General features: G+C 65.4%; 9 protein-coding genes. 5 read left to right on the top strand and 4 right to left on the bottom strand.

Annotation, left to right across the window (positions count from 1 at the left end):
* Nucleotides 1-139 precede the first annotated feature (139 nt).
* The 4 genes from WMO66_RS00425 to WMO66_RS00410 all read right to left on the bottom strand — a co-directional run bounded on the left by WMO66_RS00425 (nt 140) and on the right by WMO66_RS00410 (nt 6,315).
* Complete coding sequence (locus WMO66_RS00425; RefSeq protein WP_349134438.1) at nt 140-874, bottom strand: DUF4430 domain-containing protein; 735 nt, start codon at nt 872-874, stop codon at nt 140-142.
* A 10-nt stretch (nt 875-884) separates the two neighbouring features.
* Complete coding sequence (locus tag WMO66_RS00420) at nt 885-2,390, bottom strand: S-layer homology domain-containing protein (RefSeq protein ID WP_349134437.1); 1,506 nt, start codon at nt 2,388-2,390, stop codon at nt 885-887.
* 25 nt (nt 2,391-2,415) lie between these two features.
* Nucleotides 2,416-4,668 (bottom strand): S-layer homology domain-containing protein, encoded by a 2,253-nt coding sequence (locus WMO66_RS00415; protein ID WP_349134436.1) that lies wholly within the window; start codon nt 4,666-4,668, stop codon nt 2,416-2,418.
* Nucleotides 4,669-4,740: 72 nt separating this feature from the next.
* Nucleotides 4,741-6,315 carry an N-acyl-D-amino-acid deacylase family protein gene (locus WMO66_RS00410; RefSeq protein WP_349134435.1) on the bottom strand — a complete coding sequence of 525 codons (1,575 nt, stop codon included), beginning with the start codon at nt 6,313-6,315 and terminating at the stop codon, nt 4,741-4,743.
* Between the two features lie 120 nt (nt 6,316-6,435).
* Here WMO66_RS00410 and WMO66_RS00405 point away from each other — a divergent pair, with 120 nt between their 5' ends.
* The 5 genes from WMO66_RS00405 to WMO66_RS00385 all read left to right on the top strand — a co-directional run bounded on the left by WMO66_RS00405 (nt 6,436) and on the right by WMO66_RS00385 (nt 9,617).
* Nucleotides 6,436-6,654 (top strand): DUF1858 domain-containing protein, encoded by a 219-nt coding sequence (locus WMO66_RS00405; protein ID WP_349134434.1) that lies wholly within the window; start codon nt 6,436-6,438, stop codon nt 6,652-6,654.
* 79 nt (nt 6,655-6,733) lie between these two features.
* Nucleotides 6,734-7,339 (top strand): sugar O-acetyltransferase, encoded by a 606-nt coding sequence (locus WMO66_RS00400; protein WP_349134433.1) that lies wholly within the window; start codon nt 6,734-6,736, stop codon nt 7,337-7,339.
* Nucleotides 7,336-8,034 (top strand): tRNA (adenine(22)-N(1))-methyltransferase, encoded by a 699-nt coding sequence (locus WMO66_RS00395; protein WP_349134432.1) that lies wholly within the window; start codon nt 7,336-7,338, stop codon nt 8,032-8,034. The genes WMO66_RS00400 and WMO66_RS00395 overlap by 4 nt, the downstream gene beginning before the upstream one ends.
* Nucleotides 8,018-8,809, top strand: a complete 792-nt coding sequence (locus WMO66_RS00390) for a Nif3-like dinuclear metal center hexameric protein (protein WP_349134431.1) — start codon at nt 8,018-8,020, stop codon at nt 8,807-8,809. Before WMO66_RS00395 ends, WMO66_RS00390 begins: the two co-directional genes overlap by 17 nt.
* Before the next feature lie 70 nt (nt 8,810-8,879).
* A complete protein-coding gene (locus tag WMO66_RS00385; RefSeq protein ID WP_349134430.1) occupies nt 8,880-9,617 on the top strand; it encodes a YebC/PmpR family DNA-binding transcriptional regulator in 738 nt (245 codons plus the stop codon).
* Nucleotides 9,618-9,992: the final 375 nt, after the last annotated feature.

Raw genomic sequence — 9,992 nt, 5'->3', positions numbered from 1 at the left:
TGCCCGGCGCGAAAGCGCCGGGCAGTTTTTCGTGACCGGGATAGCGCCTTGTAGGGGCGAGGCATGCCGCTCCCCTACAATGCCTCAGCACACATAAAGCGGCGCATCCGTTTGGGATGCGCCGCATGGGAGACGATATTCAGGAAAGGTCGCTGCCGAGGTCGCAGGTATACAGCCAGCGGATGGAATCACCGTCCTGCACGGTGCAGTCCGATGCGCCGTAGTTCGGGAAAACGCCGTTCACGGCAAACATCCAGCCGGAGCGCGCGCCGCAGTCCTTCTCATAGAGGTTGCCGAGGCCCTCAATGTAGGTGGTCTGATACAGGGGCGAGACGGAATACTCCATCTGGATATTGTAGTCGCTCACCACGCGCTGCAGGACGGAAAACACGGTGTCGTCCTCCTGCAGCTCGACCGTCACGGTACCGAGGATGATGCCGTTCGACGGGACGATGGAACGCTTGGCCTCTGAGAGCTTGTCCCAGTTGTCCAGGACCGTCGTGCAGGAGATGGAGACCGTGCACGAGGGAGCGGCAGGCTCCGTCGCGGGCGGCTCCGTCGGGGCCTCCGTGGCAGGCTGCGTCACGGCGGTCGGGGCTTCTGTGGCCTTTGTGGCCTCCGTAGACACTTCAGTCGGAGCTTCTGTGGCTTCCGTCGAAGCGGCTGTGGGCTTCTCTGTGGGAGCGGCTGTTTCGGGCGGCTCCGTGACGTCCCCCAGCGTCTCCGTGGCCAGCTGCAGCCCCTCCGTGCCGCCGGTGGGCTGCGTGTCCCCGCCGCCGCCCTGCAGTACAAAGACGAGCGTCAGAACGGCTGTCAGAACGACGCACACCAGCGCGATGAGCTGCCAGCGCTTCCAGGAATGAAACAGCTTCATGGCAGGACCCTCACTGCAGATAGCGCGTCAGCATAGCCGCTGCCTGCGCTCGCGTCGCCGTGCCGCCGGGGGCCAGTCTGCCGTCCATGCCGTTCAGAATGCCGCGCTCCACGGCCCACGCCAGTGCCGTGCGCGCCCAGTCGGAGCACGTCCCGGCATCCGGGAAGGCCGCAAGGCTCTGCGTGCTCCCGGGGCTGCCGGAGGCGCGCCAGAGCATAACGGCGAGCTGCTCGCGCGTGATGCTGTCCATCGGCGCGAAGCGGTTTTCGCCCACGCCCTGCACAATGCCGCTCTGCTGCGCCCACGAAACGGCCGTGGAGTACCACTGCCCGGCCGGGACGTCGGCAAAGCTGCCGCCGTCTGCTGCGGGGCTGCCGGAAGCGCGCCAGAGGACCGTGGCGAGCATGGCACGGTTCAGCGTTCCCTCGGGATCGAAGCAGTCGTTGCCGACGCCATTCATGAGGCCCTGCTCCGTCACTGCGCAGACATAGGGCTGCGCCCAGTGGCGGGCCGTGTCGCGGTAGCGGACGCAGGTGTGTGTGCCGTAGGTCGTGTCCGTCATGGTGTACAGGGCGGGCTGGCCTGCGAGGAAGCGCTCATAGGCCGCGAGGGCGTAGCCCGCCTGCTCCGTGGCCATATAGTTTGCCGTGCGGTTCGTGTGGCCGAAGGCAAGGCCGGTTTCCGTCTGCACGCGGAAGCTCATCAGCGCGCTGACGAGCCACGCGCCGTTCGCACGGACAAAGCGGCTGTCCTTCGCCGGGTCGATGCCGAGGGCGCACAGCGCCACAAGGACCTGCGAGATCGATTCCGAGGACGAGGCGCCCCACGCGTCAAAGCTGCCGTCGTCCTTCTGCATGCCGCTGAGCACGTTCAGGGCGCGGTCGATGGCCGCAGAGACATTTGCCTGCGCGCGGTAGGGCGCGAGGGCCTGCAGCACCATGGCGGTCTGGTCGGGGTCGGCCGTCTTACCGGAATAGTCCCAGCCGCCGCCCGGCAGCTCCTGCGCCAGCAGGTAGGCCACGAGGCGCGCGCGGGAGCTCGTGCCGGAGGCTGCGAAGCCGTAGGACACGGAGTCCATGGCAATGAGGGCAAAGGCCGCGCCGTTCACGCCCTGCCAGACGGTCTGGTCGTAGTTTGCAAGCGGGGCCGTCAGGTCATAGCCCGCAAAGTCGCGGGCGTTCTCGCCGCAGGCCGTCAGGGCGAGGATCGTGCGGGAATACTGCGTGTAATAGGATTTGTCCAGCACGCCGCCGCAGGCACGGAGCTTTTCCGCCAGAGAAGCGAGATAGTCCTGCCGCATGGCGTCCGTCAGATTGCCGCTGCGGGCCAGCTGCAGGATGGACCAATCGCTGTAGGTCCCGGCGGCCTGCATCGCAGCGGTGCAGTAGGCGGAGACGCCGTCCACGGCCTCGGCGACCGTCATGGGAAGGGCCGTGGGCTCCGCCGCCGCAGCGGGGAGCACCAGGCAGGCCAGCATGGCCAGAAGAACCAGCCCGGAGATCAGTTTTTTCATCATGGCTTTTTCCTCCAAGATCCAGAATTTACGCGCCGAGCCAGACCCACAGGATCTTGGCGATCTGGGCGCGGGTCGCGCCGTCGCGCGGACGGAGCCACAGCGTGCCGTCCGAGGCGGGGTCGCCCGAGATCAGGCCGCGGCTGACGGCCCACTGCATGGCCTCAACGGCATAGCCGGAGACCGCGTCCGCATCCGGGAAGGAGGAGAGCCGGTCTTCCGTAACGGCCTCGCCGTTGTAGCGGTAGAGAATGGCTGCGATCTGCTCGCGGGTGATGGCGTCCTCCGGGGCGAACGTCGCGGCGGACGTGCCCTTGACGACGCCGTTGGCGGCTGCCCAGATGACAGCCTTCGCATACCACGACTGCGGCGCGACGTCCGCAAACGGATTCGGCAGGCCAGTCACGTCCGGGGAACCGGCGTGGCGGTAGAGGACGGTCACGAGCTGTGCGCGCGTCAGCGTGCCGTTCGGCTCGAACGTCGTGGCGCTCATGCCGTTCATCATGCCCGTTTCCAGCATATAGTCGACCGGCTCATGATACCACTGCGTGACATCGAGGTCGGAGAAGGCCTCGGACGGACAGACCTTATTCTGCGGCTGCGTTGTATAGCGGGTCGTCTCGCCGTCCTGCCACGAATAGAGTGCATAGAGCGTGACCATGGCGCGGATGGGGGTGTAGGTGTCCGTGTAGACCGTGCTCACCTGCACGGCGTCGGCCACGGGAGCGTCTGTCCAGCCTGCGAAGACATAGTCGTGCGCATTGGCCAGCGGCTTGCCCTCCGGGGCGGTGAGTGCCATCTCCTCGCCGACATAGCCGCGCTGCATCGGCTGGGAAGCGCCCTCCGGCGTGGAGAATATGACGGTTGCGGGGATGCGCTGGCGGAACTCCACCACGAGCGTGCAGTCCTCGCGCACATCGCTGACGGTGAAGACATTGCCGTCCTGCGTGACGGCGGCAGCGCCCTCGGGCTGGAGCGACCAGCCGGAGACGGCGGCGTTCTCCGCGGGCTTTGCCTCGAACGTCAGGTCATTCAGCGGCACGACTGTGCCGAGGGCCGTGTTGGCCGAGACGGCCGTAACGGTGAACTGCGCCTTGCCGAAGAGCTGCCAGTCGGAATGGACCTCCTGCAGGGCATCGACCTTGCCCTTGCCGGGGTAGGCGTCCAGCGCGGAGGAGACGATGGGGAAGGCGCAGTAGTTCCGGCGTGCGCTTTCGATGGTCAGGTACTCCGAGCAGTAATCCCACTGTCCAATCTCAGTCTTCATCTGCGCAACGGCCTGTGCGACGGTGTCGCCCGCGCGCAGACGGGCAAAGAAGACCTCTTCCCACTTGTAGTCATAGTCGAACGTGACGGCCTGGGAATAGCCGTAGAACACGCTCACGCCCTCGGCGCGCAGCGGGGCGCACAGACCGTCCGTCGCCATGCCGAGGCAGATGGCGCTCCAGATCAGGCTGTCCGGGGCGGACCTTGTCATGTGGTTCGCAATGCAGGTGCCGTCCACGGCGTAGTATTTTATCGTACCGTAGGAGCCCATGTACTGCGCGTGGTAGGTATTGCCGTCCTTGGCATAGTCCTCCGTCGTCAGGCCGGTGCCGGTCTGCAGCAGCAGATAGGACGTCGTTGCGCCGGAGACAAGGTCCTCCTCGTTCCACGGGTTCTCATAGTCTGTGGAGCCGTGGCTGTCGAAAATCACGACGCCGCTCGACTCGACGGCGGCAGCAACGGCGTCGATCGTGGCGCGCGTCGTCTTGAGGACCTGCGAGCTGCCGCCCGTGGCGGCGGCCAGCTTCTTTACCTCGTTCTGATACTGCTGCGTGAAGCTGGGGTCCAGACCGTAATACGGCTCGATGAGCGTGATGTCCGCGCTCGTCGTCGTGGATGTCTGCGGCTCGACTGTCTCTGTCTCAACGCTGCTCCCGGCGGCCTTGCGGGCCAGCTCGCGCAGGCGCGGGCTGTAGGCGCACGTCACGCCCGTCATCGTTTCAAAGCTGAACTGCGCGCCGCGCCACTGCAGCGTGCCGTCCACATAGAGGTCGGAGGCCGTCACTGCCTTCGCCACGGCCTGCGCCGCCGCGAGCGTCCGGTCCGGGCCGTCCTGTGCGGACTGCGTCTGCGCCTCCTGCTCCACGGCGTCCAGCTCGGCCCACAGGGCGTCGATCGGCGCGTAGTCCGCGTCCGTCAGCGTGCGGGCCTTCGGACCGGCTGCAAAGGCGTTTCCGAACAGGGCCGGCAGCAGTGCCAGCACCAGAAGAAGCGCGAAAAATCGTTTCCAGTTCATATGTATCGGTTCCTTTCCGGTGAGTTACTTCTTATTTTACCATAGAGCCCGGCGATTGTCCATGGATTTTCCTCACAGCACCTGCCCGTTTGCCGCGCCCGTAAAGGCTCCGTGCAGGATGGCAGGCGCACCGCCGACAAACACGGCGTCCATGCCCTCGCTCTCCTGCGCGGGCTGCTCCCAGGTGGCGCGCTCGTGCACGGCGGCGAGGTCGAAAACATTGACATCAGCGTCCATCCCGGCGGCGATGCGTCCCTTGCCCTGTAGGCGTAGAGCCTGCGCCGGAAGGGAGGTCATGCGCTGCACGGCCTCCGGCAGCGTCAGGACATGGCGCTCGCGGACGAACGTCTCGAGAATGCGCGTGAATGTCCCGTAGACGCGCGGGTGGGGCAGGCCCTCCGTGGGATAGAGCGAATCGGAGATGACGCTTGCAAACGGCGCGCGCAGAATTCGCTCGATGTCCTCGTCACAGGTGATGAAGTCGATCATCGTCACGTTGCAGGCCTCCTCCGCCAGCACATGGCACAGGCAGTCGACCGGCTCCAGCCCGAGAAGCCGGGCCGCCTCGGCAAACGTCTTGCCCGTGAGGGGCAGAAATTCCGGCCGGTGCAGCGTCGTCAGGCGGATGTTGTCCCAGCCGACCATCTGCGCGATGTTGTCAAAATCGCGGCCGTGGGCGATGCGCTCACGCAGGATATCCCGCTGGGCTGGGTCACGCAGCCGGGCGACTACGGCATCCGTTCCGCCTGCCAGAAAGTCCTGCGGCAGCAGGTGCAGAAGCTGCGTCGAGCCTGCGCAGTAGGGATAGACGTCGCACGAGACCTCCAGCCCCTCGTCCCGCGCCTGCTGCAGCAGCGCCAGCGCCTCCGGGATACGGCGGTTCCAGTTGCGCGGGCCCATGGCCTTGAGATGGCTGATGTGCACGGGCGTGCGGAGCAGGCGCGCCGCGCGGAGCATCTCGCGCAGGGCGTCGCAGACCATGTCGCCCTCCTCGCGCATGTGCACGCAGACGGGAACGCCGCTGCCCTGCAGCGGGGCCAGCGCCCGGAGCAGACCGTCCGGCGTGTAGAAGCACTCCGGCGCATAGCCGAGGCCGAGCGAGACGCCGAGCGCTCCGTCCGTCAGCGCATGCTCCAGACGGCGGTGCAGCTCCGGCAGGGCCCCATCCGCATCGCCCGGCGCATAGCCGCAGCAGTCCGCACGCACCGTCCCGCCGCCGACGAGCATGCCGACGTGCAGCGGCAGCGGCCGGGCGCGCAGTGCGTCCAGATAGGCCGCCATGGACTCCGTGGGGATGGCCGGGTCGATGTCGCCCGTGATCGCCCCGAGATAGCGCTGCAGCTCCGCCCGGTGCGCCGCGCCGAACGGCGCGAGCGACAGGCCGCAGTTTCCGTTGACGATGGAGGTCAGCCCCTGCCGCAGCTCTGCGCGGCCGAAGCCGGGGCGAAAGACGGCGGCATCGCCGTGGCGGTGGATGTCCAGAAAGCCCGGCGTGACATACCGCCCGGCGGCGTCCAGCGTTTTCGCGGCCTCGCCGCAGGAGCCGACGGCCGCGATCTTTCCGCTGCGGATGCCGATATCCGCCCGAAACGGCGCGCCGCCGCTTCCGTCGATGACCGTGCCGCCGCGAATGACCCAATCCAGCATGAAAAACGCCTCCTTTTTGCTCCCATCATAGCACACTTCTGCGGAAAATCAACGCGAACGGTTGATTTTTGTCGAGACGTTGGATATAATAAAGAAAATCCATCTTCGGAGGTAACACCCATGGCTGTTAAAATTGAAAAAGATACCATCATCGGCGATGTGCTCGACCTTGCGCCGGAGACCGCGCCCCTGTTCCAGGCTATCGGCATGCATTGCCTGGGCTGCCCGGCCAGCCGCGGCGAGTCCGTTGAGGAGGCCTGCATGGTCCACGGCGTGGATCCCGATGCCTTCCTCGCACAGGTGAACCACTTTATCGAGGCAGTGGAAGCCAATAAGTGATCCAAACCAGACCCGCTGCAGTTTATACTTGCAGCGGGCCATTTTTTAAGGGAGACTCCCTGACGAACGGAGAATTGTTATGACACAGAAGGAAAGAATGCTTGCCGGGCAGCTCTACCTCGTGGACGAGGAGCTGGCAGCCGAGATGCGCCATACCGCCGGCGTGCTCCGGCAGTTCAACAGCGAGCCGGAGCCGGAGGTCCGCGCCGCCCTGCTGCGCGGCCTGCTGGGCGGAACGGGACGCAGCTTCAAGATCGAGCCGCCCTTCCGCTGCGACTACGGCAGCCATATCTATCTGGGCGAAAATTTCTATGCGAATTATGAGCTCATCGTGCTCGACCAGTGCGACGTCCGCTTCGGCGACAACGTCATGCTCGGGCCGCGCGTGAGCCTGTTCAGCGCGGGCCACCCGCTCGATGCGGACATCCGCAATACCGGGCTGGAATACGGCAAGCCCATCACCGTCGGCAGCAACGTCTGGATGGGCGGCTGCGTGACCGTGAACGGCGGCGTGACCATCGGCGACAATGTCGTCATCGGCTCCGGCTCCGTTGTGACGCATGACATCCCGTCCAACGTCATTGCGGCCGGGAATCCCTGCCGCGTGCTGCGCCCGCTGACGGACGCCGACCGCGCCCACTGGCAGCAGGAGGCCGCGCGCTGGCGCGCGGCGTGCGGCCGGTGAGGCTGCCGGTCTCCGCGCGGCTGGACTGCTGTGCCGGGCTCGTGCCGCAGGGCGCGCGCGCTGCGGACATCGGCGCGGACCACGGCTATCTCGGCATTTCGCTGCTGCTGAACGGCCGGGCTGAGTTTGTCCACGCCTCGGAGCTGCGCGAGCAGCCGCTCCGCCGCGCCATGGAAAATGCCCTGCGCTTCGGTGTGGCAGACCGCATGCGCTTTTCCCGCGCCGACGGCCTCGATGCCATCGACCCGGACGAGGTCGACACCATCGTCTGCGCCGGGATGGGCGGCGATCTCATCGCACAGATCCTCGGCCGCTGCCGCTGGGTGCGCGACCCGCGCTATACCTTGATCTTACAGCCGCAGTCCTCCGGCAACGACCTGCGCCGCAAGCTGGCCCGGATGGGCTTTGCCATCGAGCAGGAGCGCCTTGTGCGCGACGGCGGCTTTCTCTATCAGGCCATGGCTGCGCGCTTCGGCAGCGCCGCGCCGGTCACGCCGGGGCAGGAGTATGTCTCCGCGGCCCTGCTCCGTTCCGGCGATCCGCTTCTGCCGGATTATTTTGACCGGCTCATCCCGTCGCTGGAGCGCACCGTCGAGGGCCTGCGGCGCGGCAGCGAGCCGGAACGCCTGCACTATTATGAAACTGCGCTGCGGGAGCTGCGCGAAATGAGGGAGCTTTATGACAACGGTTGCTGATATTCTGGATGTGCTCGAGGCCCTTGCGCCCACCGGCATGAAAATGGACTGGGACAACGTCGGCCTGCTCTGCGGCAGCCGCAAAAAGGAGGTCGAGCAGGTCCTTGTCGCCCTTGACCCGTTCGAGGACGTCTGCGATGAGGCGGTCGAATGGGGCGCGGACGTCATCGTCACACATCACCCGCTCATTTTCCGCCCCGTGGCGAACGTCACGGACGAGACGAGCGTCGGCCGGGTCATCGAGCGGCTGTGCTCGGCGGGCATCTGCGCCGTCAACGCGCACACGAACCTCGACTGCGCTCCCGGCGGCGTGAACGACGAGTTGGCCGCCGTGCTGGGCCTGCGGGATGTCACGGTGCTCCAGCCGAGCGGAACGGACGCCCAGGGCCGACCGTGGGGCCTGCTGCGCGGCGGCGAGACCGACGAGCAGCCGCTGGCGGAATTCCTGCAGACGGTCAAGCGGACCCTCGGCTGCCCCGGCCTGCGCTATGTGGACGGCGGCAAGCCCGTCCGCCGCGTTGCCGTGGGCGGCGGGAGCTGCGCCGACGAGATGCTGGAGGCGGTGGCGGCGGGATGTGACACGTTCGTCACGGCGGACGTGCGCTATAACCAGTTCTGGGATGCGCACGACCTCGGGCTGAATCTCATCGACGCCGGGCATTTCTACACCGAGAATCCCGTGACACGCGTGCTGGCCGATACCCTGAAGAATGCCTTCCCGGATATTTCCGTAAAAATCTCCGAAACCCACACCGACTGCATGAAATATGCTTGATTTTTGGCCTGTGGAATGCTAAAATAATCTAGTTATTTACAGATACCACTCTACGAAGGGAAGAAATATTATGTCTGGACATTCCAAGTGGCATAACATTCAGAAGACGAAGGGCGCGCAGGACGCCAAGCGCGCGGCAGCCTTCACGAAGATCGCGAAGGAAATGTATGTTGCGGTGAAGGAAGGCGGCGGCTCGACCGACCCCAGCTATAACTCCCGTCTGGCCACGGTCATCACGAAGGCCAAGGCGGCAAATATGCCGAACGACAACATCAAGCGCGTGCTCGAAAAGGCCGCGAATGCCGGCTCTGGCGATTCCTACGAATCCATCACCTACGAAGGCTACGGCCCGAGCGGCATCGCCGTGATCGTCGAGACCATGACCGACAGCCGCAACCGCACGGCAGGCAACGTCCGCCACCATTTCGACAAGTACGGCGGCAAGATGGGCGCTGCGGGCTGCGTGTCCTGGAACTTCAGCAAGAAGGGCGTGCTCGTCATCGACAACGAGGACGGCGACTATGAAGAAGACAACGTTATGATGGACGCCATGGACTGCGGCGCGGACGACTTCGAGGCCGACGGCGACTGCTTCACGATCTACACCGATCCGGACGACTTCAACGCCGTTGCGGACGCGCTGACCAAGAAGGGCTATACCTTCGTTTCCGCGCAGATTGAGATGGTCCCGGGCGAGTATAAGAAGCTCGACAACCCCGATGACATCACGAATATGGAAAAAATGCTCGACATCTTCGAGGACGACGACGACGTCCAGAATGTCTGGCATAACTGGGACCGCGACTGATCCCGGAATCAGCGAAAGCCGCGCGGCAGGACCGACCTGCCGCGCGGCTTCTTTATGGTAGGGGCGGGGCATGCCCCGCCCGGCGGCGTACTTGCAGCCCGTACTGGCCGCCATTAAAACGGTACCGGCCAATGTAGGGGAGCGGCATGCCGCTCCCGGCTCTGCACCTGCAGTTCGTACAAGCTAGCGTTAAAACGGTAACGGCCCCCGAATTGTCATTCCGAGGAGCGAAGCGACGTGGGAATCTCGTGCAGGCAGTTACGATTTCGCCGGGGTCTCCCTGTTATTCAACCGGGTACTGCGAGATTGCACCCCAAGGGCACTTCCTCGCGCTGCGCGCTCAGGGCGCCACGTCGGCCTTTGGCCTCCTCGCAA

It is taken from the genome of Faecousia intestinalis, from assembly GCF_040096185.1.
Taxonomy (GTDB): Bacteria; Bacillota; Clostridia; order Oscillospirales; family Oscillospiraceae; genus JAZOXB01.
Note: the sequence above shows the minus strand (reverse complement) of the source record. Positions and strands in the feature narration are given on the sequence as shown.

Bases quoted from the DNA above. Each gene is read 5' to 3' on its own strand.
- WMO66_RS00420 (WP_349134437.1), bottom strand. From the start codon at position 2,390: ATGATGAAAAAACTGATCTCCGGGCTGGTTCTTCTGGCCATGCTGGCC.
- WMO66_RS00425 (WP_349134438.1), bottom strand. From the start codon at position 874: ATGAAGCTGTTTCATTCCTGGAAGCGCTGGCAGCTCATCGCGCTGGTG.
- WMO66_RS00400 (WP_349134433.1), top strand. From the start codon at position 6,734: ATGACACAGAAGGAAAGAATGCTTGCCGGGCAGCTCTACCTCGTGGAC.
- WMO66_RS00405 (WP_349134434.1), top strand. From the start codon at position 6,436: ATGGCTGTTAAAATTGAAAAAGATACCATCATCGGCGATGTGCTCGAC.
- WMO66_RS00385 (WP_349134430.1), top strand. From the start codon at position 8,880: ATGTCTGGACATTCCAAGTGGCATAACATTCAGAAGACGAAGGGCGCG.
- WMO66_RS00410 (WP_349134435.1), bottom strand. From the start codon at position 6,315: ATGCTGGATTGGGTCATTCGCGGCGGCACGGTCATCGACGGAAGCGGC.
- WMO66_RS00390 (WP_349134431.1), top strand. From the start codon at position 8,018: ATGACAACGGTTGCTGATATTCTGGATGTGCTCGAGGCCCTTGCGCCC.
- WMO66_RS00415 (WP_349134436.1), bottom strand. From the start codon at position 4,668: ATGAACTGGAAACGATTTTTCGCGCTTCTTCTGGTGCTGGCACTGCTG.